The sequence below is a fragment of the Dactylosporangium siamense genome (assembly GCF_016862795.1).
GTDB classification, from domain to species: Bacteria; Actinomycetota; Actinomycetes; order Mycobacteriales; family Micromonosporaceae; genus Dactylosporangium; species Dactylosporangium siamense.
The window spans coordinates 14,101-40,343 of sequence record NZ_BONQ01000160.1; the positions used below are offsets into that span (position 1 = coordinate 14,101).

Annotated in this window: 20 protein-coding genes; 10 read left to right on the top strand and 10 right to left on the bottom strand. The window is 74.2% G+C overall.

The genetic code is table 11. The features are described from left to right. Nucleotides 1–18 precede the first annotated feature (18 nt). Nucleotides 19–2,163 carry a polysaccharide deacetylase family protein gene (locus Dsi01nite_RS48675; RefSeq protein WP_203853298.1) on the top strand — a complete coding sequence of 715 codons (2,145 nt, stop codon included), beginning with the start codon at nucleotides 19–21 and terminating at the stop codon, nucleotides 2,161–2,163. 47 nt (nucleotides 2,164–2,210) lie between these two features. Here Dsi01nite_RS48675 and Dsi01nite_RS48680 read toward each other — a convergent pair whose 3' ends face one another. Both Dsi01nite_RS48680 and Dsi01nite_RS48685 read right to left on the bottom strand, forming a co-directional pair. Continuing rightward, the gene (locus tag Dsi01nite_RS48680) at nucleotides 2,211–2,612 is read right to left on the bottom strand and encodes a VOC family protein (protein ID WP_203853299.1); all 402 of its coding nucleotides are present in this window, start codon (nucleotides 2,610–2,612) and stop codon (nucleotides 2,211–2,213) included. A gap of 157 nt (nucleotides 2,613–2,769) precedes the next feature. Beyond that, nucleotides 2,770–3,438 carry a GNAT family N-acetyltransferase gene (locus tag Dsi01nite_RS48685; protein WP_203853300.1) on the bottom strand — a complete coding sequence of 223 codons (669 nt, stop codon included), beginning with the start codon at nucleotides 3,436–3,438 and terminating at the stop codon, nucleotides 2,770–2,772. A gap of 42 nt (nucleotides 3,439–3,480) precedes the next feature. Here Dsi01nite_RS48685 and hrpB point away from each other — a divergent pair, with 42 nt between their 5' ends. From hrpB to Dsi01nite_RS48705, 4 genes are all read left to right on the top strand, one after another. Beyond that, on the top strand, nucleotides 3,481–5,862 hold the full coding sequence (gene hrpB / locus Dsi01nite_RS48690; RefSeq protein WP_203853301.1) for an ATP-dependent helicase HrpB: 2,382 nt from the start codon (nucleotides 3,481–3,483) through the stop codon (nucleotides 5,860–5,862). An 86-nt stretch (nucleotides 5,863–5,948) separates the two neighbouring features. Continuing rightward, nucleotides 5,949–7,238: a DUF1254 domain-containing protein gene (locus Dsi01nite_RS48695; protein WP_203853302.1), complete on the top strand. Its 1,290-nt coding sequence runs from the start codon at nucleotides 5,949–5,951 to the stop codon at nucleotides 7,236–7,238. Between the two features lie 13 nt (nucleotides 7,239–7,251). Then, complete coding sequence (locus Dsi01nite_RS48700; RefSeq protein WP_203853303.1) at nucleotides 7,252–10,548, top strand: thioesterase domain-containing protein; 3,297 nt, start codon at nucleotides 7,252–7,254, stop codon at nucleotides 10,546–10,548. Between the two features lie 76 nt (nucleotides 10,549–10,624). Next, nucleotides 10,625–11,827 (top strand): glycosyltransferase, encoded by a 1,203-nt coding sequence (locus Dsi01nite_RS48705; RefSeq protein WP_203853304.1) that lies wholly within the window; start codon nucleotides 10,625–10,627, stop codon nucleotides 11,825–11,827. A gap of 87 nt (nucleotides 11,828–11,914) precedes the next feature. On the opposite strand, the gene Dsi01nite_RS48710 is transcribed toward Dsi01nite_RS48705, so the two are convergent. The 4 genes from Dsi01nite_RS48710 to Dsi01nite_RS48725 all read right to left on the bottom strand — a co-directional run bounded on the left by Dsi01nite_RS48710 (nucleotide 11,915) and on the right by Dsi01nite_RS48725 (nucleotide 15,690). Then, complete coding sequence (locus Dsi01nite_RS48710) at nucleotides 11,915–13,144, bottom strand: ABC transporter permease (protein WP_203853305.1); 1,230 nt, start codon at nucleotides 13,142–13,144, stop codon at nucleotides 11,915–11,917. Continuing rightward, on the bottom strand, nucleotides 13,141–13,842 hold the full coding sequence (locus Dsi01nite_RS48715; protein WP_203853318.1) for an ABC transporter ATP-binding protein: 702 nt from the start codon (nucleotides 13,840–13,842) through the stop codon (nucleotides 13,141–13,143). Before Dsi01nite_RS48715 ends, Dsi01nite_RS48710 begins: the two co-directional genes overlap by 4 nt. 172 nt (nucleotides 13,843–14,014) lie before the next feature. Next, the gene (locus tag Dsi01nite_RS48720; protein WP_239136890.1) at nucleotides 14,015–15,037 is read right to left on the bottom strand and encodes a peptidoglycan-binding protein; all 1,023 of its coding nucleotides are present in this window, start codon (nucleotides 15,035–15,037) and stop codon (nucleotides 14,015–14,017) included. Nucleotides 15,038–15,084: 47 nt separating this feature from the next. Further along, a complete protein-coding gene (locus Dsi01nite_RS48725; protein ID WP_203853306.1) occupies nucleotides 15,085–15,690 on the bottom strand; it encodes a hypothetical protein in 606 nt (201 codons plus the stop codon). A 128-nt stretch (nucleotides 15,691–15,818) separates the two neighbouring features. Here Dsi01nite_RS48725 and Dsi01nite_RS48730 point away from each other — a divergent pair, with 128 nt between their 5' ends. Genes Dsi01nite_RS48730 through Dsi01nite_RS48745 form a run of 4 tightly spaced genes read left to right on the top strand, consistent with a single transcriptional unit; the run spans nucleotide 15,819 to nucleotide 19,122 of the window. After that, nucleotides 15,819–16,475, top strand: coding sequence for a response regulator transcription factor (locus Dsi01nite_RS48730; protein WP_203853307.1), 657 nt, complete (start codon nucleotides 15,819–15,821; stop codon nucleotides 16,473–16,475). Between the two features lie 2 nt (nucleotides 16,476–16,477). Continuing rightward, nucleotides 16,478–17,635, top strand: a complete 1,158-nt coding sequence (locus Dsi01nite_RS48735) for a sensor histidine kinase (RefSeq protein ID WP_203853308.1) — start codon at nucleotides 16,478–16,480, stop codon at nucleotides 17,633–17,635. 30 nt (nucleotides 17,636–17,665) lie between these two features. After that, on the top strand, nucleotides 17,666–18,235 hold the full coding sequence (gene ybiA / locus Dsi01nite_RS48740) for a riboflavin biosynthesis intermediates N-glycosidase (protein WP_203853309.1): 570 nt from the start codon (nucleotides 17,666–17,668) through the stop codon (nucleotides 18,233–18,235). Further along, the gene (locus Dsi01nite_RS48745) at nucleotides 18,232–19,122 is read left to right on the top strand and encodes a hypothetical protein (RefSeq protein ID WP_203853310.1); all 891 of its coding nucleotides are present in this window, start codon (nucleotides 18,232–18,234) and stop codon (nucleotides 19,120–19,122) included. The genes ybiA and Dsi01nite_RS48745 overlap by 4 nt, the downstream gene beginning before the upstream one ends. A 78-nt stretch (nucleotides 19,123–19,200) precedes the next feature. Here Dsi01nite_RS48745 and Dsi01nite_RS48750 read toward each other — a convergent pair whose 3' ends face one another. Both Dsi01nite_RS48750 and Dsi01nite_RS48755 read right to left on the bottom strand, forming a co-directional pair. Beyond that, nucleotides 19,201–21,366 (bottom strand): MMPL family transporter, encoded by a 2,166-nt coding sequence (locus Dsi01nite_RS48750; protein WP_203853311.1) that lies wholly within the window; start codon nucleotides 21,364–21,366, stop codon nucleotides 19,201–19,203. Between the two features lie 69 nt (nucleotides 21,367–21,435). Next, nucleotides 21,436–22,143: a DUF6518 family protein gene (locus Dsi01nite_RS48755; protein WP_203853312.1), complete on the bottom strand. Its 708-nt coding sequence runs from the start codon at nucleotides 22,141–22,143 to the stop codon at nucleotides 21,436–21,438. Nucleotides 22,144–22,211: 68 nt separating this feature from the next. Between Dsi01nite_RS48755 and Dsi01nite_RS48760 the strand changes: the two genes are divergently transcribed. Next, nucleotides 22,212–23,189, top strand: coding sequence for an AF_0692 family protein (locus Dsi01nite_RS48760; RefSeq protein WP_203853313.1), 978 nt, complete (start codon nucleotides 22,212–22,214; stop codon nucleotides 23,187–23,189). Here the strand turns inward: Dsi01nite_RS48760 and Dsi01nite_RS48765 are convergent. Together Dsi01nite_RS48765 and Dsi01nite_RS48770 are read right to left on the bottom strand one after the other, a co-directional pair. Next, the gene (locus Dsi01nite_RS48765; protein ID WP_203853314.1) at nucleotides 23,144–25,738 is read right to left on the bottom strand and encodes an ATP-binding protein; all 2,595 of its coding nucleotides are present in this window, start codon (nucleotides 25,736–25,738) and stop codon (nucleotides 23,144–23,146) included. The genes Dsi01nite_RS48760 and Dsi01nite_RS48765 overlap by 46 nt on opposite strands. Before the next feature lie 86 nt (nucleotides 25,739–25,824). Further along, the coding region (locus Dsi01nite_RS48770) for a hypothetical protein (RefSeq protein ID WP_203853315.1) at nucleotides 25,825–26,243 on the bottom strand (419 nt) is incomplete at its 5' end.

Consider the following 26,243-nt stretch of genomic DNA (forward strand, 5'->3'; position numbering starts at 1 on the left):
CTACTGACGATGACATCAGTGGCACTCATTGCAATGGGCGGCCTGGTCTATGCCGCACCGAGCGGGTGGGCGGCCACCAATCTCATCGCCAACCCTTCGGTCGAAACCGCGGCCAACGCGACCACGCCGACGGCCTGGCAAACCGGGGCATGGGGGACGAACGCGACCACCTTCAGCTATCTCAGCACGGGTCACAGCGGCACGCGCAGCGTCAAGGTCCAGACCACGAGCTACACGGACGGCGATGCCAAGTGGTACTTCGCGCCCGTAGCGGTCACGCCGAACGCCACCTACACCTTCAGCGACTACTACCAGGCCACGGTGAGCACCAAGCTCATCGTGCAGTTCACCAGTGCCGGCAACGGTCTCAGCTACACCGAGCTGGCGCCCGCGCCGGCCACGACCGGCGCCGCCTGGGGCCAGGCCACGCGAACCATCACCGCCCCGGCGGATGCCCAGAGCGTGACCGTCTTCCACCTGCTCGACGCGGTCGGCACGCTGATCATCGACGATGTCAGCCTGACGGGTGAGACCACAGCGCCCCCGCCGGTCGAGCTCGTCGCCAACGCATCGGTCGAGGTGGCATCCGCCACCAACCCCGGCCAGCCCGACGGCTGGGCCACCGGCGCCTGGGGCGGCAACACCGCGACGTTCAGCTATCCCACGACCGGCCACAGCGGGTCCCGGAGCGTCAAGGTCACCCTCGCCAACTACACCGACGGCGACGCCAAGTGGTACTTCAACCCCGTGACGGTCACCCCGGGCGTCAGCTACTCCTTCCACGACTGGTACCAGTCCGGCGTCGAAACCGAGCTCATCGCGCAGTTCACCAGGCCGGACGGCACTTCGTACTACCAGTCGATGGCCACGGTGCCGGCCAGCAGCGCCTGGAAGCAGGCGACCAGCTCGATCTCGATCCCGTCCGACGTCAACAAGCTCACCGTCTTCCATGTCCTCGCCGCCAACGGCTCGCTGACGCTCGACGACGCCAGCCTGACCGTCGCCGGTGGCACGCCGATCCCTGGCAACCCCATTCCGAACGCCTCGGTCGAATCGGCCGCCGGCACCGGTCCGGCGGCCTGGGAAACCGGCGCCTGGGGCGGCAACACCGCGACGTTCAGCTATCCCACGACCGGCCACAGCGGGTCCCGGAGCGTCAAGGTGACCGTCAGCAACTACACGGACGGCGACGCCAAGTGGATACACCAGGCGCAACCGCTCGTCCCCAACAAGCAGTACCGGTTCACCGCCTGGTACAGGACCAACACGCAACCGCACGTGGTCGCCCAGTTCAATCACCACGACGGCACGGCGGCGTACCTGACCCTGCCGCTACCCCTGCCGGCAGCCAACGCCGCAACGACCTGGCAGCAGTACAGCGACACCCTCACCGTGCCCGGCGACGCCGCCTCCGTCTCGGTCTACCTCCTGCTCAGCAGCAACGGTTGGCTGGAGACCGACGACTACAGTCTCGAGCCGTACACGCCCGCGGGCTTCAACCGGCCACTGGTCTCGCTGACGTTCGACGACGGCTACGAAGACAACGTCACGTCGGCCCTGCCCCTGCTGCAGGCCCGGAACTTCAAGACCACCCAGTGCTTCATCACCGAAACCATCGAGGGCGTGCCGGGCGGCCCCGCGAACGTCATGGCCTTCGCCAACACCGGGCACGAGATCTGCTCGCACACCGTCACGCATCCATTCCTCACACAGCTTTCCGGCGCCCAGCTCACCAATGAGTCGACCCATTCGCAGCAATACCTGCAGCAGCTCACCGGTCAGGCCGTGCCGAACATCGCGTCGCCCTACGGCGATTACAACGCGAACGTGCTCAACCAGCTGAAGCTGTCCTACCGATCGCACCGCACGGTGGACGCGGGCTACAACAGCAAGGACAACTTCGACATCTACCGCATCCGGGTGCAGAACGTGGACCTCACCACCACCTCGGCCGAGTTCCAGAGCTGGCTCGACCAGGCCGAGGCCACGAACACCTGGCTCGTGCTCGTCTACCACCGGATCGTGCCGACCGGCGCGAGCGCCGACGGCGACTACGACACCAACCAGGCCGCCTTCGAGGGCCAGCTCAACGCCCTGCGCGACAGCGGCCTCACGGTCAAGACCTACAACGCCGCGCTGGATGAGCTGGTGCCGCAACTCTGACCCGGCTCGCGGCCAGCGGGCGGCGGCTACCAGAAAGGCCAGACGGCTCAGGAGGCCGGCGGCAGGATCTGCGCGACCTCCAGGACGTTGCCGGCCGGATCGGCGAACGCGACGGTCCGGCGGCCCCACGGGCGGTCGGTCGGGCCGTTGAGGATGGTGACCCCGTGCTGCTTGAGCTCCTCGTGGACGGCGTTGGCGTCCTCCACCTCGAAGGTGAACAGCAGGCGGGCGCCCGCCTCCGGCCCGGCCACGGGTCGCGGCTCGACGAGCGTGCCGGCCCGGTCGGCGCGCAGGATGTTGATCATGAGGTTCTCGAAACGGACCACCGCCGAGGCCTCCTCGGCGTAGACGACCTCGAGACCGAGGACGTTCTCGTAGAACGCCCGCGTGGCCGCCAGGTCTTCCGCGAAGATCGTGATGACCTCGATCTTGTTCAATCCTTTGATCACGCGCTACTCCCTCTCCCCGTCGGCACCGAAATCCCCCGGCGTTACCCGCCACAAGCCGCCGGAACGCGGCCGAGGCTTCGGTGTCCGTCCATGCCCGCCCATGATCACACACCGGCCGGCAGGCCGCTGCCCTGCGCAGACGGGCCGTGGCCGCCGGTCAGGACGGATACACGGTGCCCGGGACGGCGGCGACGAGCACCGTGGCGACGCCCCGCCAGCCGAGTTTCGCGTACAGCTGCTGGCCCTCCTCGCTGGCGATGAGGATGCCGCGCTCGGCGCCCGTGTCGACGGCGGCCGCCGCCAGGGCGCCCATCACCGTGCTGGCCAGGCCGCGGCGGCGGTGGCCCGGAAACGTCGAGATCCGGTCGGCGACCGCGGACGAGCCGGCCAGGCCCATCCAGCCACGAGCGCCGACGTCGCCGGACGCATCCTCGAAGAGGGTCGCCGTGAGCGCCGCGGTGTCCTGCTCCGTCGAGAGCCGGTATCCGGCAGCCGGCGGGAACCGCGGGTGCGAGCGCAGGTCGACCGTCATCAGCAGCTCCGACCCGCGCAGCACCACCAGGCCCGCGGACTCCAGCACGGCGGTCGTGGCGGACGGGTCGGTCGTGGGCACCGTCAGCCAGGTGACCTCGTCCTCGGCGGCGACCCGGTCGGCGAGGAGGCGCAGCGACGAGGGGTCGGTGTCGACCGCCAGATACTCGACGGCCCGGCCCAGCTGCAGGCAGCGCACCCGCAGGCCCGGGCCGAGATCGAGCGCGGCGGGGAGGGCACGGGAAGCGCTCCAGCCGCGGTGCCAGCAGGTGCTGAGGTCCCGGAGATCCGTCACGGCCCCAAGTAGATCATCAGCGCGGGACTACGCTGCGGCGGCATGGAGGAGTTGCCGGTCCGCAGGGTGCTCGGGGACGTGGTCGAGGCCGTCGCGGAGGGCGGGGCGGTGCTGGTGGCGCCGCCGGGGACGGGGAAGACGACGCTGGTGCCGCTGGCGCTCGACGACGCGTTCGAGGGCACGGTGGTGGTGGCGGAGCCGCGGCGGATCGCGGCACGGGCGGCGGCGCGGCGGATGGCCGAGCTGCGGGGTGAGCGGGTCGGGGAGAGCGTCGGATACAGCGTCCGCGGCGACCGCAACGTCGGGCCGCGGACCCGGGTCGAGGTCGTCACGACCGGGCTGCTCGTGCAGCGGCTGCTCGCCGACCCGGAGCTGGCCGGCGTCGGCACCGTCATGATCGACGAGTGTCATGAGCGGCACCTGGACACGGACCTGGCGCTCGGGTTCCTGGTGGAGAGCCGGCAGGCGCTGCGGCCGGACCTGCGGCTGCTCGCCACGTCGGCGACCGCGGACGCGCAACGGTTCGCGGAGCTGCTCGACGCGCGGGTCGTCACGGCCGAGGGGGCGCTGCACGACGTCGCGGTGGTGTGGTGCCCGCCGGAGCGGCCGGTCCGGCCGCCGCACGGGTTGCGGGTCGACCCGGTGTTCCTCGACCACGTCGCGGCCGTGGTGCGGCGGGCGTGGCGGGAGACGGACGGGGATCTGCTGGTGTTCCTGCCGGGTGCGGGTGAGATCGCCTCGGTGCGGCGGCGGCTGGCGGACCTGCCGACGGACGTGCTGCACGGCCGGTTGCCCGCGGCCGTCCAGGACACGGCGATCCGGAAGGGTGACCAGCGCCGGGTGGTGCTGGCGACCGCCGTCGCCGAGAGCAGCCTGACGGTGCCGGGCGTGCGGGTCGTGGTCGACGCCGGCCTGGCCCGGGTCCCGCGGACCGATCATGCGCGCGGTCTGGGGTCGCTCGCCACGGTGCGGGCGGCGAAGGCCGCCACCGTCCAGCGCGCCGGGCGGGCCGGGCGGGAGGCACCGGGGGTCGTGTACCGCTGCTGGTCGCCGGCCGACGACGAGCGGCTGCCGGCCCAGCCCGAGCCCGAGGTCGCCGTCGCCGAGCTGACCGGGTTCGCCCTCGCCCTGGCCTGCTGGGGACATCCGGGCGGGACGGGGCTGGCCCTGCCGGACCCGCCGCCGGACGCCGCGATGCGGGTCGCGACCGCGACGCTGCAGGCGCTCGGCGCCGTGGACGGTGCGGGCCGGGCGACGCCGCGCGGGCACCGGATGTCCCGGGTCGGCGCGCACCCGCGGCTGGCCAGGGCGCTGCTGGACGGCGCGCCGAAGGTGGGCGCGCGCAAGGCCGCCGAGGTGGTCGCGATCCTCGCCGACGACTCCCTCGCCACGGGTGACGACCTGGCCGCGGCGTGGCGGCACCTGCGCGACACCCGCGACGGCCGCTGGCGCGCGGAGACCGAGCGGCTCCACAAGGGACTCACCGGGGCGCCGACCGGACTGCCCGACGACCTGGTGGCCGGGTTGGTCGTTGGGCTGGCGTACCCGGAGCGCCTCGCCCGGCTCCGCAACAACGGATACCTGATGGCCGGTGGGACGGAGGCCGTGTTGCCGCCGGGTTCGCCGCTGACCGGGCATCCGTGGCTGGCGATCGCGGTCGCGGACCGGCAGCCGGGCAACGCCGCCGCGCGGGTCCGGCTCGCCGCCGCGATCGACGAGGGCACCGCCCGCGAGGCCGGCGCGGCGTTGCTGTCCACAGTGGACGAGGTGACGGCCGAGGGGGCGCAGCGGCTGGACCAGCTCGGCGCGATCACGTTGCGGCGGCGGGACCTGAAGAACCCGCCGCGGGCGCTGGTCGAGCGGGCGTTGCGGGAGGCCCTCGTCAAGCAGGGGCTGCGCTGGTCCAAGGAGGCGGCACAGTTGCGCCTGCGGATGGACTTCTGCCACCGGGTGCTCGGCCCGCCGTGGCCGGACGTCAGCGACGCCAGCGTCATCGAGCACACCGACCTGACCACCGTCACGAAACTGTCCACGGTGGACCCCGAGCGCACGATAAGGGCCATGCTGCCGTGGCCCGCCGCGCGGCGGCTCGACGAGCTCGCGCCGGAGCGGTTGCCGGTGCCGAGCGGGTCCCTGGTCAAACTCGACTACAGCGACCCCGAGGCGCCGGTGCTCGCGGTGAAGGTCCAGGAGGCGTTCGGCTGGCTGGAGACCCCGCGCGTCGGCGACGGCCGGGTGGCGGTCCTGCTGCACCTGCTGTCCCCCGCCGGGCGGCCGGTCGCCGTCACCCGCGACCTCGCGTCGTTCTGGCGCACCGGATATCCGCAGGTGCGCGCGGAGCTGCGGGGCCGGTACCCGCGGCACCCGTGGCCGGAGGACCCGGCGACGGCGGTACCCACGAAGAAGACGAACCCACGGCGCTGAAGCCACCCGGCGCCTCACCCACCCGGGCCCCGGCCGGCGCGCAGGCTGGAGTCCAGGAGGAGGCGATCCGACCCCGGGAGGGACGCATGGACCTGAGGGCGATGGACCTGACCACGCTGGCGGCGGAGGCGTTCCAGTACGGCTACCCGCTGCTGACCAGCCTCGCCGCGGTCGAACGCGACGGCGGCACCTACAACGCGTTCGCGCACCAGCGGCGCTTCGGCAACCAGCGCAACGCGAACCCGGACCTGCTGTATTCGACCGCGCGGCTCGACCTGTCCGGCGGGCCGCTGTGGCTCCGCATCCCCGACACCGGCGACCGGTATCACGTGCTGCAGTTCGTCGACGCGTGGACGGACAACTTCGCCTACGTGGGGCGGCGCTCCACCGGCAGCGGGGAGCGCGAGTTCCTGCTCGTGCCGCCCGGCTGGGCCGGCCGGGAGGCGCCGGGTGCCCAGGTCATCAGGATCCCGACGATGGTGACGACGCTGATCGGGCGGTTCGCCTGCGACCCGCAGGACGCGGCCGAGGTGCACGCGCTGCAGGACGCGTTGCGGATCGAGCCGATGTACCCGCAGATCCCGCTCGACGGGCTGCCGCACCCGCAGGCGGGGGTCTCCGAGGACCTGCTGTTCTTCGAGTCGCTGCGGCGGTCCCTGGCGGCGTTCCCACCATCCCCGGCGGAGCGGCGCTACCAGCGCAGGTTCGCGCCGATCGGGCTGCTGGAGCCGGGCGCGTCGCCGTACGCCGGCGCGCCGCGGGAGTTCCGCGAGACGCTGCGCGACGGGCTCGCCGCGGCCCGGGAGCAGCTGGAGGAGGAGGCGACGACCCGGCACGCCGGGCTCGTCAACGGCTGGACGAACGACCTGCACCTGTTCGACTTCAACCTCGACTACTTCGAGGTCGGCACCCTCGACACGCCGGAGTGGACGATGGGCGACCGGGACGAGGCGCACCTGATGCGGGCCGTCGCCGCGCGGACCGGGTTGTGGGGCAACCACGCCTACGAGGCGGTCGCGCCGACCGTGCACAAGGACCGCGACGGCGACCGGCTGAGCGGGGCGCACCGCTACGAGGTCCGCTTCCCCGAGCCGCCACCGGCCGACGCCGGGTGGTCGCTGTCGATGTACGACGCGCCCGGCTCGCGCCCGGTGCCGAACCAGCTCGACCGGCACGCGATCGGCGGTGGCACGCCCGGGCTGCGGCGCGACCTCGACGGCTCGCTGACGATCCGGATCCAGCACGAGCGGCCCGACGACGACACCAACTGGCTGCCGGCCCCCGAGGGTGGTTTCCGGCCGGTGCTGCGGATGTACCAGCCGGGATCACCGGTCCTGCGGGGCGAATATCAGCCGCCACCTGTCGTAAAGGTCTAGCAAGATATGGGGTATGGATGGTGACCACCTGCCCTACCCGGCGCGGCGGCGGCGGTCCGCGGCCCAGGCTCTGGCCGGGGCGGCGGACGGCACCCTGCACGCGACGCTGACGGGGCTGCGCGCCGGCGACCGGCACAGCCGCGACGTGGCCCTGTTCATGGCGCTCGTCGGGCGGGACCGCCCGACGCTGCTGGCCACGCTCACCGACCCGGACCCGCGCCTCCAGCTCAGCGCGCGGCTGGCGTGGATCGGGACGGCCGAGACGGAGCCGCAGCCGGTGGCGCAGTTCGTCGCCGACGCGCCCGCCGACACCCGGATGCGGCTGTATCGGCGGATCCGGGTCTGCCGGCGCACCGACCTGGCCGAGGCGCTCATCGACCCGGTCCGGGCCCGGTTCGGTGACGCCGAGGCGGCCGCGCTGCTCCCGGCGTGCGGCGCGGCGACGGCCGCCAGGCTGCTGCCGCAGCTGACGCACGTCCTCGGCGACCGCAGCGCCCTCACCCGGCGCTTCCCCGCGGTCTGCCTCGACCAGGCGGAGGCGGAGCTGGCGGCACTGCCGGCCGCCGCCCGCGACGCCTGGTGGGCGCGGCACGCGGTCGGGGTGCTGCAGGCCGCTCCCGCGCTGCCGCACCAGGTGCTGGACCTGCTGGAGCGGCACGCGCCGGCGGAGTCGTTGCCGGCGCCGCTGCGCGCCTACGGGGTGCTCGTCGCCGCCGACCCGTTGCGGGTCCTGGAGCTGCTGACCGCGCCGTCCCGGGCGGCCTGGCTGGAGGGTGTGACGCTGCCGCTCGCGGTGCTGTCGCGGCTGAGCCGGCTGCCGGTGGCGGGACTGGTCGGGCTGGCCCGGCGGCTGCGGGGACGCGGCGCCGCGTTCGCCCGGCTGCTGGACACGGTGCCGCCGCGGGACCGGGAGGAGCTGTTCACCCGCGCGATGTCCGATGTGGACCGTTCCCGGTCACTGCCGGACCCCGAGGTCCTCGAAGTGCTGCCGGCCGGGCTGCGGGTCGCGGAGGCCCGCCGGGCGCTCACGCTCGAGGCGGTGCGGCAGAGCGAACCGTCGACGTTGCGGTTCACGGCGCACCTGCCGTGGGCCGAGGCCGAGGCGCCGCTGCTGGCCGCGACCCGGCAGGCCGGCGTCGCCGACCGCATCGCCGGCTGGCAGCTGCTGATCCTGTGCGCGGCCCGCAGCAACGACCCGGCGGCCGTGCTGAGCGCGACCCACCACCTGCTGCGGCTGCGCAACGAGCAGGACCCGGTGCGTGGCAACGCGGTCCGCAACCTCACCGAGGTCCGCCCGGCGCTGCTGCGGCCGGAGCTGGTCGAGCCGCTCGAGCAGGTCGTCACCGACGCCGTGCAGGCCCGGGACAGCTCACCGCTCACCCTGACCCGGCTCAGCGAGCTCGCGGTGCTGGTGCTGCGGGAGCGGTTCGACTCGCCGGTCCTGGTCCGCTGGGCGCTGCACACGTTTCAGCGGCTGCTCGGCGACGACCGGGTGCCGCACCTGGGCAGCCTGGACCGGCGGCTGCGGCGCGGCCAGGAGGTGCAGGCGTTCGAGGCGGTCCGCAGCTGGGTGCAGCTCGGCGTCGAACGGGCCAGGTTCGAGCCGCTGTTCGCGGTCACCCGGGCGCTCGGCGATCGGGCCTGGCGCCTGCCGGACCTGCAGTCGATGTTGGCGCGGGCGACCCGCCGCGGCAACCTCGCCGCTGTCTCCCGCACCGCCGTCGACCTGTGGCTCGCCGACCCCCGGCACCGCGACGACCGGGTCGAGGCGGTCCTGCGCGAGGACCCGTCGGCGATCGCGCTGCCCGCGGTGTGGCGGGCCGTCTGCGCCCGCCGCGACGACCTGCTCGGCGCGGCGCTGACCGGGCCCTCGCCGGCCGGCCGGTTCATCCCCGCCGGGGTGCGCTGGGTGCCGCCCCGCGCCCTGTACCCGCAGCGCTGGCTCCCCCACCACCAGGAGGCCTACGTCGAGCGGCAGGCGGAGGTCGTGCGGGACCCCGGCGCGACCCCGCACACCCGGGCGGCGGCGCTGCGCAACGCGGCGCCGGTGCCCGAGGCCGGGCGGCGGCTGGTGCTGCAGGGCGGCTTCACCGGCGGCGGCGACGTCCTCGCCGACGCCGCCCTCGCCGCGTACGCCTGGACCGGCCGGACCAACGACGCCGTGACGGTCCTGCTCGCCCACACCGGCGGCGACCGGCCCCGGATCGAGGTCGGCGCGGTCGGCCGGGCCAGCCGGATCGTGCCGCCGCGGGTGCTGCTGGAGCTCCTCGACCCGGGGCAGGGCAAGGTGACCTTCCGCAAGGAGGCGGTCCGGCTGCTCGCCACCCGGTCGGTGCCGGGCGCCGCCGACGCGCTGTGGCGGCTGTGGCAGGACCCGGGGCTGCACCGCGACGTGCGGGTCGCGATCGTGTCCGCGGCCCGGCAGCGCGCCGGCGAGCCCGGCATGTGGCGGGTGCTGCACGCGGCCGGCGCGGGTGGCGACCGCGACGCCGTCCTGGCGCTGCTCGCGGCCGACCCGTGGCTGGTGCCGGCGGGTCTGCGCGCGGACTACGCCGCGCTCGTCGTCGCCGCCGGGGCAGGCCCCGACCGGCAGGTGACGACGCGGGCCTGGGCGGTCCTGCCGGGCTGGGCGCCGTGGCTGGCGGACGTCTCCGGCGCGGTGACCGCGCGGCTGGCCGACCTCGACGACCGGACCGTATGGCCCTCGGTGGTGCGGGCGCTGGTGCGCCTCGTCGCCGCCGGTGCCGCCGAGGCGACCCTGGTCTCGGCCGTGCGCACCCTCGCCGAGCTCGACGACGCCGGGCCCACCGGGGCCACGGACCTGGACCGGCCCGCCCGGCGGCGCCTGGAGTCGCTGGTCGAGGGGCTCACCGCCTGGTCGGGCCGGGCCGCCGTGGACGCGCCCGGACGGCACGCGCTCGGCGCCGCTGGCCGTGCGCTGTCCACAGTGGATGCGTTGGTACCGGCGGCAGCGGCGTTGCTGCTGGAGGCGGCCGACCTCACCGACCCCACCGGTCTGACCGGGCTGCGCGACCTGACCACGGACCGGCCGGTGCTGGCGGCCCGCCTCGCCGACCGGCTCGGGCAGCGGCTGCAGCGCCTCGTCGCCGACCCGGACGTGCCGCTGCGGATCGCCGTCGGGCTCGCCGCCGGCCCGGGGCTCGTCGAGGGACTGTTCGCGCTCGCGTACACCACCAGAGGCCGGGAGCTCGGCTGGCCGGGACCGTGGCGGGCGGCCGTCGAGACTCTGCGCCGCCACCCCCTCGCGGAGGTCCGGGACGCGGCGCTGGCGGTCTCACTGGATCAATGAACATCGTGTTTCCGGACGGCGTACACCTCGCGCGGGCCATCCCGGAACCCGCCGGGTGTGCCGCACCATGTCCGGCGTGAGAGTTGCGCACTTCTGCGACAGCCACGCCGGCCGCTCCGACGGCGTGGCGATCTCGGTCGCGACGACCGTGGCCCTGCTGCGCGAGGCCGGGCACGAGGTGCAGGTGTACCAGCCGGCGCCGCTGCTGCGCGGCCGGGCCGAGCCGTGCGGGGTGCGGTCGGTCCCCGTGCCGCTGCGCAACGTCCGCATCGGCCTGCCCCGCTTCCACGGGATGCGGCGGGTGCCGGACGTCGTGCACGTCCACACCCAGGGACCGGTCGGGGTCGGCGGGCTGCGGTACGCCCGGGCCCACGACATCCCGGTCGTCATGACCTGGCACACGGACCTGCTCGCGTATTCGGCGCACTTCATGGAGATCCAGCTCGGCGCCGCGCACGCCGCGCAGCGCCTGCAGGTCGGCTGGACCGCCCGGGACTACCTGAAACTGGCCCGGCCCGGCACGGAGCGGCGGGCCCAGCTGGTGCGGGTCGGGCAGGAGTTCCTGGACCGCACCTCGATCATCATCGCCCCGTCGGCGAAGACGGCGGCCAGCTTCGCCGAGTTCGAGCGGGTCCCTCCGGTGTGGACGATCCCGACGTCGGTCGCGCTGCCGGACTGCCCGCTGGGCCGCGACGACCTGCGGCGGTCGCTGCGCCTGCCGGTCGACGCCCCAGTGGTCCTCGCGGTCGGGCGGGCCACCAAGGAGAAGGACCCGGCGCTGCTGCTCGCCGCCTTCGCGCGGGTCCTGCGGCAGCTACCGGACGCGCGGCTGGTCATGCTCGGGGTGCGGCAGCGCCGCCAGGCGGTCCTGCGGCTGGCCCGGCAGGCCGGGGTGGCGCACGCGCTGCGGCTGGTCCGGCCGGTGCCGCACGCGCGCATGGCCGCGTACTACCGGATGGCCGACGTCCTCGCCTTCGCGTCGACCACCGACACGCAGGGCCTCGTCATGGTCGAGGCGGAGGCACAGGGCCTGCCCGTGGTCCTCGCCGACGCGGCGCTCGCCGGCACGCACCGGCTGAGCACCGCGCCGGACGCCGACTCGTTCGCCGCCGCGATCGGGCGGGTCCTGACGGATCCGTCGCTGCACCGCGAGGTGGCCGAGGCCGGCCGGGCCGCCGCCGAGGCGTACTCGACCCGGCACTACCTCGACCACCTGCTGCGGGTGTACCAGGCGGCGCAAGGCATCGCGAGGACCTCCGTCGACACCCGGGCCGCTTGATGGAGCCGGCGCGCCCGGCGGCTCAGGGTGTCGCGAGGACCTCCGTCGACGCGCGGGCCGCTTGATGGAGCCGGCGCGCCCGGCGGCTCAGGGTGTCGCGAGGGCCTCCGTCGGGGCGAGCCGGGCGGCCCGCACCGCCGGGTAGAGGCCGGCGACCGCGCCGATGACGAGGGTCGCGACGACCCCGCCGCCGGTCGCCCACGGTGGCACCACCGCCGGCCAGTCGCGGGTCAGCGCGTACACCGACGTCACCGACACTCCCAGGAACACCCCGCCGACCCCGCCGAGCGCCGACAGCAGCAGCGACTCGGCGAGGAACTGCAGCAGCACCTGCCCGCGGGTCGCGCCGAGCGCCCGGCGCAGACCGATCTCGGCCCGCCGTTCGAGGACCGAGATGACCATCGTGTTGGCCACGCCGACCCCACCGACGAGCAGCGCGACCGCGCCGAGGCCGAGCAGCAGCCCGGTGAAGGTCCTGTCCGTGGCCTGCCGGGCGGCGAGCGCGTCGGACGGCCGGGACACCTTGACCTCGTTGGGGTTCTGCGGGTTCGCGGTCGCGGCGAGGACCGATCGGACCGCCTCGACCTGCTCGTCCTGGGAGCGGGTGTACACGGTCGTCGGGTGCCCGTCGAAACCGAGGTACGTCTCGGCGGCCGCCCAGCCGACGAGGGCGGCCGCGTCGAGCTCCGGGGCGAGCGGCACCGGCCGCAGCACCCCCACGACCGTGAACCAGCGGCGGTCCAGGTACACCTGGATGCCCTGGGTGCCCTCGGTGCCTTCGGTGTCGAGGTCGGCCGTGTCGACGCCGAGCCGCCGGGCCGCCGCCGCGCCGAGGACGACCGCCGGGTAGCGGGCCGTGGCGTCGTTGAGCCAGATCCCGTTCGCCAGGGACGCGCCGACGGTGCGCAGCAGGTCCAGGTGCGCGGCCTGCACGCTGATCGCGCCGGTCTGCGCCGCCGGGATGTGGTCGCTGCGATACACGTGCACCCCGGACACCTTGCCGGTCGCGGCGACCTCGGTCACCGGGCCGATCCGCGCGATCATCCCGATCGACTCGTCGGGCAGCGTCGCGTCGCCGCCGAACATGTCGCTGCCGGGGGCGACGGTGAGCAGATTCGTGCCGAGCGCGTCGAGCTGCCGGTCCAGCTCCGCCCGGCTGGACGAGGAGATGCCGACGACGGCGGTCATCGCGGCGATGCCGATCGCGATGCCGAGCGCGGACAGGAACACCCGCATCGGCCGGGTCCGCAGCCCGGCGCTGCCGACCCGCAGCACGTCACTCAGGTACAGCCGCACCGGCCGCAACGGCTTCGTCATGTGACCACCTCCCCGTCCCGCATGACGACCTGCCGGGGCAGGGCCGCCGCGATCGCCTGGTCATGGGTGATGACCAGGACCGTGGTGCCGCCGGCGTGCAGCTCCCGCAGCAGCTCCACCACGCCGGCCCCGGACACCGAGTCGAGGTTGCCGGTCGGCTCGTCGGCGAGCAGCAGCGCCGGGTCGCCGACGACGGCGCGGGCGATCGCGACCCGTTGCCGTTCCCCACCGGACAGTTCGTGCGGCAGGTGGTCGAGCCGGTCCGCGAGCCCGACCCGCACGAGGGCCGCCTCCGCCCGGGCCCGCCGCTGCGCCCGGGACGGCCCCGCGTAGAGCAGCCCGTCGGCGACGTTGTCGAGGGCGCTCTGGCCCTGCGCGAGGTGGAACTGCTGGAAGACGAACCCGATCCGCTGGGCCCGCAACGCGGACAGCTGCCGGTCGGTGAGCGCCGCGACGTCGTGCCCGTCGATGCGCACGGTGCCGGCCGACGGCCGGTCGAGCGTGCCGATCAGGTGCAGCATGGTCGACTTGCCGGAGCCCGACGGGCCCACGATCGCGACCATCTCCCCCGATTCGATCCTGAGCGACACGTCCCGGACCGCGGTGACCCCGCCGGGATAGGACTTGCTGACCCCTTCGAGCGCGACGACCTCGGCCGGGCCGGCGGCCTCCACCGGATCATCAGTCAGATCGATCATCGTCGTCATGACGGCACCTCCGCTTCGCTCCAGCGCCGCCCTGACCAACGCTGAGCCCCCGATGACCGGCCCGAGACGCTCCGCTGCCCTGACGGCACCTCCGCTTCGCTCCAGCGCCGCCCTGACCAACACTGAGCCCCCGATGACCGGCCCGAGACGCTCCGCTGGCCGGTCATGACGGCACCCCGACGAGCGTGCCTTCGGTGATCTCGCCGCCGCTGACCTCGACCCGGCCGGCGGCGAACATGCCGAGCTCGACGGCGACGACCCGGCTGGTGCCGCCGTCGACGACCTGCAGCCCGTAGCCGCCCTCGCTGAGCGCGAGCAGCGCCGACACCGGCACGGTGAGCACGTTCTCCTTCCGGGAGGCGGTGAACCCGACCTCGACGGTGACCTGGTCGAGGTCGATGAACGCCGCCCCGTCGTCGGGCGTGACGGTGACCTCGAGGTTCGTCTCGGCCGGGTTGTTGCCCTCGGCCGGCGTGATGACCGTGACCACCTTGACGACCTTGCCCGGCACGCTCTTGCCGGTGGGCAGTTTCACGGTGACCGCCGCACCCACGGGCGCGAGGCGCTGCTCGGAGACCTCCAGGGTGACGGTGACCACCGGGCCGGTGCCGGTGCAGGTGAGCAGCGGCCCGCTGGCCTGGTCGCCGACGGCGGCCTTGTGCTCGTCGACCCGGACCGGGCCGGCGGCGTAGACGACCCGGCCGAGCTCGACCACGCCGGTCTTGGTCAGCCCGAGCTTGCCCTGCCAGGCCTTGACCGCGGTCGCCGTCGACGCGGTGTACTCCTCGTCGACGGTGAACCCCTTGTAGCCGAGCGCGGCGAGGTTCTCCTCGAACTGCCGCACGTCGGCGCCCTCGGTGCCCGGGGCCAGGTTCCGGTACGCCGGCAGCCCGCCGTACAGCAGCACCACCGGCGTGTTGTCGACCCGGTACACCGACTGTCCACGCTGGACGGTGCTGCCGACGGCCGGCAGCTCGGTGACGGTGCCCTGGACCCGACCCGACACGGTGGCCGTGGTCCCGTGGCCGAGCTTGCCGTCCTCGGTCTTCGTGTCGACGAGGGTCTGCCGGGTCACCTTCGCGGTCTTCGGCGGCGCCGCCGCCGCGCCGGTGCCCGCCTCGCTGCCCCGGTCCGGCAGCCCCAGTCCCGCCGCAGCGGCGGCGCCGACGGCCGCGACCACGGCCACCGTGACGACGATCCGACCGGCCCGACCCCTGCGCCGGCGATTCGCGCTCACGCGGTACCGCCCGTCTCCGTGTGCTGGCTCGTCGAGCCGCCCTCGTCGTCGCCCGGCCGCTTCGGCTGGAACTCCTTGCACGCCGCCTCGGCCTTCTTGAACGCCTCGCTGTTCGGGTCGAGGCCGCCGCCCTTGCTGCCGTCGAGGCGGATGCCGCCGTCCTCGCTCGGGTCCGGGAACTCCGGCACGCCGTTCTCCCGCATACACTGCGAGAACTTGCGCATCCGCTCCTGCATCTCCGGGTCGGCCTTCAGCGGCTCGCCACCGTTGGGCATGAACTGCTTGCACTGCTCGTGGGCCGCCTCGACCTTGGCCTTGTCGGTGCCCTCCGGGATCATCATCGAGATCCCGCCGCCCTCCATCTGCGGGTCCGGCATGTCGACGCCCTTGTCCCGCATGCACTGGGCGTACTTGAGCATGTTCTCCTGGTCCTTGACCGGGTCCGGCTTACCGCCCTTGCCGGCGTTGGCGCTGGCGCTCGCGGTCGGCGTGCCGCCCGCGCTGGCCACCCCGTTGCCCCCGCTGGGCTTGCCGCACCCGGTGACGGTGGGACCGAGGACGAGCAGCAGGCCGAGCACCAGGGCTGTCCTGACGCGCATCATGGTGTGTTCCTCCTGGCGGGCCGGGCATTCGCCGGCCACTGCGCCGAAGTCAAGCCGGGAGCGCGTCACCCGGCCGTAACCGGAAACGTTGACGCCGCGGTGACATCACCACGAGTCACCATGGGGGTATGCGGATTCTGGTGGTGGAGGACGAGCCGCTGCTCGCCGAGACGGTCGCGCGGGGGCTGCGGCGCGACGCGCACGCGGTCGACGTCGTCCACGACGGCGGCGCCGCCCTGGAACACCTCGACGTCAACGACTACGACGTGGTCGTCCTCGACCGGGACCTGCCGGTGGTGCACGGCGACGACGTGTGCCGGTCCCTGGCCGCCCGCGACTCGACCGCCAGGGTGCTGATGCTGACCGCCGCCGCCGACATCGACGACCGGGTCGCGGGCCTCGCCCTCGGCGCCGACGACTACCTGCCGAAGCCGTTCGCGTTCCGCGAACTGTCGGCGCGGGTGGCGGCGCTCGGCCGGCGGGCACGGGCGGCGACCCCGCCGGTCCTCGAGCGCGCCGGCATCCGGCTCGACCCGCACCGCCGGGAGGTCTTCCGGGACGGCCGCTACGTGCCGCTGTCCCGCAAGGAGTTCGCCGTCCTCACCGAACTGCTGCGGGCCGACGGCGCCGCGGTCTCCGCCGAGCAGCTGCTGGAGAAGGCATGGGACGAGCACGCCGACCCGTTCACCCACACGGTGCGCATGACGATCCTCAAGCTGCGGCGCAAGCTCGGCGACCCGCAGGTCGTGCTGACCGAACCCGGCGTCGGCTACCGGGTGGTCTGAGCATGAACAGACTGACGATCCGGGCCCGGCTCACGCTCGTCTACGGCGGGCTGTTCCTGCTGGCCGGCCTGCTGCTGCTCGGCGTCTGCTACGTGCTGGTGTACCAGCGGCTCAGCGGCAACACGTTCATCGCCGGGACCACCGCGCCACCGGGCCTGGAGGCGCCGCCGGACGGTGCGATGTTCGTCAAGCAGCTCCGGGAGAACGTCACCACCGACACCCGGCAGGTGCTGCTCACCCAGGGCGGGATCGCGCTCGGTGTCATCGCGCTCGCCGCGACCGCGTTCGGCTGGCTGATCGCCGGGCGGCTGCTCCAGCCGCTGCACCAGGTCACCGCGACCGCCCGCCGGATCGCCGACGCCCCGGACCGGGGGCTGCACGAGCGGATCGCCCTCTCCGGCCCGCACGACGAGGTGAAGGAGCTCGCCGACACGTTCGACGTCATGCTGGCCCGGCTCGACCAGGCGTTCGACGGGCAGCGCCGGTTCATCGCCAACGCCTCCCACGAGCTGCGGACCCCGCTGACGCTGAACCGGACACTGCTGGAGGTCGCGATCGACCCCGACGAGGCCACGCCGGAGCTGCGGCAGCTGGGCCGGACCCTGCTCGCCGTCAACGCCCGGCACGAGCAGCTCATCGACGGGCTGCTGCTGCTCGCCCGGTCGGAGCGGCAGGTGACGGACCGCTCGTTCGTGGACCTGGCCGACATCGTCGAACACGTCACGGCCCAGTTACCGCCGGGGAAGGCCGCCGTGGACTGCGCGCCGCAGGAGGCGCCGACGACCGGCAACGCCGTCCTGCTCGAACGGCTCGTGCACAACCTGGTCGAGAACGGGGTCCGGCACAACCTGCCCGACGGCGGCTGGGTCCACGTCACCTGCGGCACCCGCCACGACGGCACCGTCGGGGTGACGGTGAGCAACACCGGTCCGGTCGTGCCGCGCTACGAGGTGCCGCGGCTGTTCGAGCCGTTCCGGCGGTTCGGGACCGAACGGGTGGCGGCCGGCGTCCCCGGCGCCGGGCTCGGCCTGTCGATCGTGCGGGCCGTCGCCCGCGCCCACGGCGGCCACGTCCACGCGGAGCCCCGCGACGGCGGCGGCCTGGTCGTCACGGTGATCTTGCCCACCGCGCCACCGCAGCACGGCGGATTCCCGACATAAGCGCTTGCCGCCGTCCGGCAGACTCGGAGCATGCCCGCGCTGACCGATCCACCGGCCGACACCGCCGCGCTCATCGAACTCATGGCGTCCGGCGCCCGGGTCAGGTTCCTGCACTTCTGGAAACACGACACCGAGCCCGGCGGGCCGGTCGGGCGGGGCAGCCTGAGCCAGTGGGCGCCGATCGGGTTCACCGTCGACGGGGTGCGGTTCGCGACGGCCGAGCACTACATGATGTGGTCGAAGGCCCAGCTGTTCGGCGACACCGCCACCGCGGCCCGGATCCTCGCGGCCGGGCACCCCGGCGAGGTGAAGGCCCTCGGCCGTGAGGTCCGCGGGTTCGACGAGACCGTCTGGAAGCGGGAGCGCTTCGGCATCGTCGTGGCCGGCAGCGAGGCGAAGTTCGGCCAGCGCGACGACCTGCGCGAGTTCCTCGTCGGCACCGGCGACCGGATCCTGGTCGAGGCGAGCCCCCTGGACCGCATCTGGGGCATCGGCCTGAGCGCGCAGGACGCCTCCGCCGACGAGCCGGCCCTCTGGCGCGGCCTGAACCTGCTCGGTTACGCCCTCATGCGGGCCCGCACGACCCTGGCGTCGGCATGACGTCCCTGCAGAAGCGGCCGCAGGAGCGCCCCGAGCCCCTGCCGGACTGGCTGGCGTGGCCGGTCCGGGTCGTCGCGGTCGCCGTGGTCGTGCCGGTCAAGCTGGTGTGGGAGCTGCTGGTCGCGTTCCAGCGGTACGTCCTGGAACCGATCCCGCGGCTGCTCTACCGGTACCTGCTGCGCCCGATCGGCATCGCGATCGACTACGTCATCCTGCGTCCGCTCAAGTGGGTGCTGCGGCACCTGATCTGGATCCCGCTGGTCTGGGTGCTGCGCAACCTCGTGGTCACGCCCCTCGCCTGGCTCGTCGAGCACGTGGTCGCTCCGGTGCTGCAGGCACTGTGGAACGCGACCGTCTGGCTGGCCAAGCACACCCGCGTGTTCTGGATCGCCCTCGGCAAGGGCGTCCTCTACGTCCTCTGGGCCCTGGCGCAGGCGATCCGGTGGACGGCGATCGGGGTGTACCGCTACCTCCTGCGCCCCATCGGCATCGCCGTCGCGTGGCTGGTCGAGACCGGGTACCGCTACGGCGTGCGCCCCCTCGGCATCGCGATCGCGTGGCTGGCGGTCGCGGTGTGGCGCTACGTCCTGAAGCCGATCGGCCTCGCGGTCGCCGTCGTCGTCGGCGTCATCGGCTACTACGGCATCCGGCCGGCGGGGCTGCTCATCGCCTGGTTCTGGCGGCACGTCCTGGTGCCGATCGGGCACGCGATCGCCTGGGCCTGGAACCACTCCGTGGTCCTGCTGTGGCGGTACCTGGTCGTGGCGCCCATCCGGTGGACGTGGCAATCGGTGGTGGCGCCGACCGGCCGGTGGATCCGCGACTCGGTGTTCCGGCCGGTCGGGCAGACCGTCGGCCGCGTCCTGGCCACCCTCCGCCTGCGCTGACGGTGGCCCGGCTCATGATCCGGAAGACCCTGACCACCCAGGGGTGCACAAGGTCTTCCGGATCACGGATCTCACGAGTCAGGCGACCGGGACCGGTTCGGGGTGTGAGGTCTCGCCCTTCACGTGCGGCAGGAGCCGGTCCAGCCAGCCCGGCAGCCACCAGTTCGCCCGGCCGAGCAGCGACATCGTCGCCGGGACGAGGACCAGCCGGACCAGGGTCGCGTCGATCAGCACCGCCGCCGCCATGCCGACACCGGTCATCTTGACGGTGACGTCGGGGTCGAGGGCGAAGCCGACGAACACCGCGACCATGATGGCCGCCGCGCCGCTGATGACCCGGCCGGTCGCGGACAGGCCACGGACCACGCTGCCCTGCGCGTCACCGGTCAGCAGCCAGTCCTCGCGGACCCGGGACAGCAGGAACACCTCGTAGTCCATCGACAGTCCGAACAGGACGGTGAAGAGCAGGATCGGCACCCAGCTCGACACCGGCACGGCGTGCGGCAGGCCGACCGCCCGCGCGCCCGCGTCGGTCTGGAAGACGGCGGTCATCACCCCGTACGCGGCGGCGACGGACAGCAGGTTCATCACGGCCGCCTTGACCGCCACGACCGGCGCCCGGAACAACACGGTGAGCAGCAGCAGCGACAGCGCGACGACGAACGCGACGACCACCCACAGCCGGTCCGCGAGCCGGTCGGAGATGTCGGCGAAGACCGCGACGAGCCCGGTCACGAGCGCGCCGTCGGGCAGGACGTCGGCGCGGAGGTGGTCCAGCAACGCGGTGGTCCGCTCGTCCTGCGGGCCCGTCGCCGGTTCGACGATGATGACGGCGGCGTCGCCGGTACGCGCGGCCGGCGCCACGAGCGCCACCCCCGGCTGGGTGCGCAGGGCGGCGACGAGACCGTCGACGTCAGGCACCTTGACCGTGTCGACGGCGATGACGAGCGGCCCGTTGGCGCCGGGACCGAACTCGGCGGACGTCAGGTCGTACGCGAGCCGGGTGGTGTTCGACGTCGGCTGGCTGCCGGCGTCCTGCGGCCAGGTCCGCATGCCCAGGACCGGTGCGCTGAGCGCGGCGAGGACCACCAGCGAGCCGAGGGCGGCCACGACCGGCCGCCGGCCGACCAGCGCCGCCCACCGTGCCGTCCAGCCGGGCCGCGCGATCGCCGTGCCGGCTTCGCGGTCGGCCTTGCGGTCGGCTTCGCGGTCGGCTTTGGGGTCAGCGGCCGTGGCGGTGGTGACAGCGGTGCCTTTGCGGACCGCGCGGGGCAGGACGCGCCGGCCGGCGAGCCCGCACAGCGCCGGCACCAGGGTGACCGCGGCGACCATGACCGCGCCGACCGCGGCGAACGTCGCGTACCCGAACGACGAGTACACCGGCAGCGTCGACAGCTTCAACCCGAACAGCGACACGAGCACGGTGAGCCCGGCGACGATGACGGACGAGCCCGCCGTCGCGTTGGCCGCAGCGGCCGCCTCACGCGGCGTCAGCCCGGCCCGCAGTCCCTCGACGTGCCGGGCGACGAGCAGCAGCGCGTAGTCGATGCCGACGCCGAGCCCGACCATGGTGGCGATCGTCGGTGCGGTGCCGCTGATGTCGGTGACGGTCTCGAGCAGGGCGATGACGGCGGACGCGACGCCGAGCCCGGCGATCGCGACGATCAGCGGCAGCCCGGCCGCGACGACGGACCCGAGCGCGAACACCAGGATCAGCAGGGCCGCGACGATGCCGACCGCCTCGGCGGTGCCGGACGGCGCGGAGATGTTCTCGGCGACCTGACCGCCGAACTCGACCTGCAGGCCCTCGCGGACGAGCGGCTCGGCCGCGGCCCGCAGGGCGTCCATGCCGGCGGTGCCCTCGAAGTCGGTGACCGGGATCGTGTACCGCACCGCGATCAGCGCCGTGTCGCCGTCGGCCGACATCCGCGGCTGTGACACGTCACCGGCGCTCGGCATCGCGGCCAGCCGCCCCCGCAGCCCCTCCAGGGTCGCCGGGTCCACCGGACCTTTGCCGTGCACGACGACGCGGGCGTCGGCGCCGGACATCGTGGGCAGGTGCGCGCGCAGGAACTCGGTGCCGGCCTGCGACTCGGTGCCGGGCACGTTGTAGTCGTCGTGCGGGGTGCCACCGAAGCCGGCCGACAGCATGGTGAACGCGACGAGCACGATCAGCCAGGCGCCGATCGTGCGCCACGGGTGGGCGGCGGCCGCTCCTCCGAGCCGGCCGAGCAAGCGGGACATGTAAGCCTCCAGGTCAGATGTATGCAGCCACACCATCCCCGGCGGCACTTTCAGCCGACTTGGAGTCGACTAGTAGCCCGTTGCCCGGACCGTTTCGACCACGCTCCAGCCGGCGAGGGCGACCGCGAGCAGGGTGACCGTCGCCGCCGCGTACCAGCCCCAGTGCGGCCGGTGGGCGCCGCGGCGCAGGAGGGCGACGCTCAGCACGGCGGCCAGCGCGACCTCGGCGGCCGTCTCGGCCGCCCACGGTGCGAGCTCCGAGAGAAAGCGCTGGTCGTAGCCGCTCATCTGGATGAGGCGCAGCGCGGCCTGGCCGGCGAGCAGCGCGCCCGCGGCACCGGCGGCGACCGCCGCGGCGCGTGGCCCGGACCGGCGGATCGCGTGGCCGAGCAGGCCGAGGACCACCCCGCCGGCGGCGGACGCGGCGAGCCAGAACGCGGTCGCCGTCGCGATCGACCGCAACGCCATCGCGTCGGCGGAGCTGCCGTCGTCCAGGGTCCCGCCCCGCCAGCGGTCGCCGTCGACGACGATCACGCCGTAGTAGACCAGGGTGGCGACGGCGAGCACGGTGACCGCGGCGCCGGCCGCGGCCCGCCGGCCGCCGACGCCGGTCCGCTCGTTCGCCGCGGCGAAGGCGAGGACCAGCGCGGCGGCGCCCCAGGCGAGGCCGCTGCTGGACACCAGCACCATCGCGACGGCGAGCAGGCCGTGACAGTGGTCGGCGGCGAAGGCGAGGACCCCGAGCACCAGGCCGGCCAGCGCCGCGCGTCCATACACAGAAGGTGACTGTAGTGAGCGACTTCCGGCGCTAGGACGGGCGGCCCGGGACGGCTGCACTGGAGCGCATGGGAGCTTTCATCCGCAAGGCCGCGCCGGTCGCCGGGCTGCTGGTCCTGGCGCCGTTCGTCGGGGAATTCCTGCTGGGCAACCTGTCGGTGCGGATCCTGCCCGCGTTGCTGTTCCTGGTGCCGATGTACGGCGGGGGCGCGCTGCTCATCCGGGAGGTGGTGCGGCGCACCGGCTTCGGCTGGCCCGCGATCCTGCTGCTCGGCGCCGCGTACGGGGTGATCGAGGCGGGCCTGGCCGACCAGTCGCTGTTCAACCCGGCGTTCGAGGGCCACGACTTCCAGGCGGCGACCCCGATCCCGGCGCTGGGGATCAGCGCCGGGAACTCGCTGTCGTTCGTGGCCGGGCATGCCGTGTGGAGCATCGGCGTGCCGATCGCGCTGGTCGAGCACCTGACCCCGGCGCGGCGTACCACTCCTTGGCTCGGGCCCGTCGGTCTGGCGGTGACGACACTGGCGTACACCTGGGGGCTCTGGATCGTCTTCCGGGAGGTCCATGACAGCGAGGGTTTCCTGGCCACCCCGATGCAACTGACCGGCGCGGCGATGGTCGCGGCGCTGCTGGTGGTGGCCGCGTTCCTGACCCGCCGTCCCGGCGTCCGGCGGTCGGCGGCCGGGTGGGTGCCACGGCCGTGGCTGGTCGCGGCCGGCGGGTTCGTGGTGTCCAGCGTGTTCGTCGCGCGGCCGGAGAGCTGGGCCGGGTTCTGGTTCGGGGTGGCGCTGCTGCCGCTCGCGGCTGTCGCCGTGGCCGCGCTCGCCCGACGTCCGCGGTGGACGCAGCGGCAGCGGGTCGCCCTCTGCGGTGGGGTGCTGATGACGTACGCGTGGCTCGGGTTCGCGCTGACCGGGCTGATGGAGCCCGGCGATCCGGCGCGGTGGTGGGGCAACGCGGGGTTCGCCGCGATCGCCGTGGCGCTGCTGGTGTGGTGCCGTCAGCGCACCGCCGCGGCGGCGGCTTCGGCGTCCGCCACCCAGTGAGCGGCGCCCCAGGCGGCGGCCACCGTGCGGGCGAGCTCGAAGTGCTCCACCGCCCGGTCCCGGTCGCCCAGCAGCGCGTAGAGGCGGCCCAGGATGTAGGCGACCGGCCGCATCGCGATCGAGGTGCTGCTCATCCCGGCGATCTGGCCACGGACCGGCAGCAGCGCGTCGATGACGGCCGGCGCGAGGTCGGGCCGGCCGACGGCCGCCACCGCGAGTCCCCGCACGGCCAGGAACGCCGACTGGAAGTAGTCGGGACGCAGCGGGTGGACGCCGAACGGGACCGTCCGCGCCTCGTCCAGCCGCCCCGCCGACACCAGGGCGAGCGCGAGGGCGTCGTCGGCGAGCGGGCCGAGGGCCGCCTGGATGGCCCGGGTCTGCGGCAGGAGCTCGCCGAAACGGTCCTGGCTGATCAGCACGCTCGCGGTGGCCAGGAAATGGAACCCGTCCGCGTGCAGCGAACCCTGCCGGTGCATGAAGGCGAGGGACTCGTCGTAGAGCCGCTGCGCCTCGGCGTACTCGCCGGCGACGTGGGCGAGGGTCGCGCGGCCGGAGAGGTTGATCGCCTGGGGTTCGGGCAGCTGGTACGCGGTGGCGAGCAGCCCCTGCCGCGCGGTGCGGGTCCGGACATCGGTGACGTCGTTGCGCACGGCGGCACAGTTGGTGAGCATCTGCTCGGCGACCCACTCGTAGGCGACCATCCCGTGCGTGCGGGCGAGGTCACGCAGTTGCACGGCGACGGCGGCGCGCTCGTCGGCCTCCAGGTCGAAGCGCAGCGTCCTGGCCCGGGCGACCAGTCCGAGCGCCCGCACCGCGGGGTCCGGCACGGTCTGGGACAGCTCGTAGGCCTCGATGCCCGCCGCCGGGCCGCGCGGGTCGTCCTCACCGTCGAGCTCGTTGGTGAGCGCGTCGAGCAGCCGCACCCTGGTCGCCGCGTCGATCCCGGCGCCGGGGTCTGGCGTGCGCAGGAGTCTGGTGAGCAGGTCGACGACCCGGTGGTCGATCACGCCGTACGTGCGGATCTGCCACGGGGTCGGCACGTTCCAGGCGGTGAACGCGGCGATGAGCAGCTCCTCCCGCCCGGCGGCGACGGCGACGTCCAGGGCCCGGTCGCGGGTCGCCCGCGCCGTCGCCGTCGCGCCGGCCCTCGCCTGCGCCCGCAGCAGCCGGCCGAGCAGCTCGATGCGCAGCTGGTCCCGGTCCCCGGATACCGTCTCCGCCGTCTGCACGGCACCGGTGAGCAGCTCGATCGCGGCGTCGTACGCGTAGCGCCGCTCCGCCAGCTCGGCCGCCCGCACCGCGTAGTCGACGGCGAGCCCGGCCGTGTCCGACGACGCGGCCCGCGCGTAGTGGTGCGCGAGGGCCGGGTAGTCGTCGGGGCGCAGGCGGCGGGTGCACGCGGCGACCCTGGCGTGCATCCGGGTGCGGCGCAGCTGCGACAGGTCCGTGTACATCGTGTCGCGCACCAGGCCGTGCACGAACCTGACCCGCCCGGGCGCCGGCTCCGTCAACAGCCCAGCGATGAGCCCCGCCTCCAGGGCGTCGAGCACGGCACCCTCGTCGGTGTCGGCGGCCTCGACCAGGGTCTCCACGTCGGCCTCCCGGCCCACCACGGCGGCGAGGCGCAGCACCGCGACAGCCGGCTGGGGCAGCCGGGACAGCCGCCGGCGGAGCACGTCGCGCACCCCTTCCGGCACCTCCGACGTCGCCACCAGCGCCCCCTCCGACGCCAGAAGCTGCGCGGACTCCCGCAGGTAGAACGGGTTGCCTCCGGTGCGCTCGGCGAGCGCCGCGACCGTGGCCGCGTCGACGTCGGCCCGGGCGAACGCGCCGACGAGCCGCTGCACGTCGTCGTGGGCGAGCCCGTCGAGGTGGACCCGCACCGGCGACCGGCGGGCGAGCGCGGCCAGGGCCTCGGCGAGCCGCTCCGGGTTGTCCGCGGGCCGGTACGCGGCGACGAGCAGCACCGGCGCGTCGGAGAGCTCCGCGGCGCTGGCGAGCAGCAGCAGCGTCTCGGCGTCGGCGGCGTGCAGGTCGTCGAGCACGATCGCGACGGGCCGGGTGCCGGCGGCCCGGCGCAGCCAGCCCCGCACCGCCCGGTGCAGCCGGAACCGCCCGGCGGCGACGTCGGCGCCCTCGCCGGCTACCTCGGTGTCCTCGAGCAGCGGCGCGAGCGCGGGCGCGAGGTCGCCGGGCGCCACCCCGGCGGCGAGCTGGCGCAGCGCCTCGACCCACGCCCACGCCGGCGGGGCGCCGTCGACCTCGGGGCACCTGCCGACGGCGACGAGCCAGCCACCGTCGAGCAGCTCCTGCCGGAAGCGGGCGAGCACACTGGTCTTGCCGACGCCCGCCTCACCGCTGAGCAGCACGATCCGCGGCCCGGCGGCGACGGCCTCGGCGGCGACGGCGCTGAGCGCGGCAAGCTCCTGCCGGCGCCCGACGAACAGCTCGTCCGGCCGCTCCGGGTGTGCCGCCGACCCGCGCTCCGGGTGTGCTGCCGACCTGGTCGGGCCGCGTACACTACGGAGAGCGATGACGTCGGAGATCAATTTCTCTGGCGATGCTAGCGTCGTGGTAAGACTGTCCGGCGCCGACGGATTCGCCGGCCGATCACTCGGCTCGGCTCCTCGTTCGCCTACTGGCTGGCCCTGGTTGTCGAGGAGCGCGCTCGCGCGCCCGTCGACCTGCCAGCCTCGGTCGTCCGGCCGTCTCTGGGCGCCTGGCCGTCCCTGGTCGTCCGGTCGTCCTCGGTCGTCTGGTCGTCCTCGGTCGTCCGGTCGGCGCCTGTCGTCGAGGAGTTCGTCCCCGCGCCCGTCGCCTGGCCTGCCCCGGTCGACGAGTGGCTCGCCCGCTTGCCCGTGGGCGTCGGCCGGTCGCCGTAGATCGTCGGGGAAGACCTCGCCCCCGACCGGCTGGCGCCGACCATCGAGGTCAGCTGGCTGACGCCCGTCGTCGAAGCCCGCCCGCTGGCGTTGGTCGTCGAGCTGGCGTTGGTCGTCGAGCTGGCGTTGGTCGTCGAGCTGGCGCTGGTCGTCGAGCTGGCGCTGGTCGTCG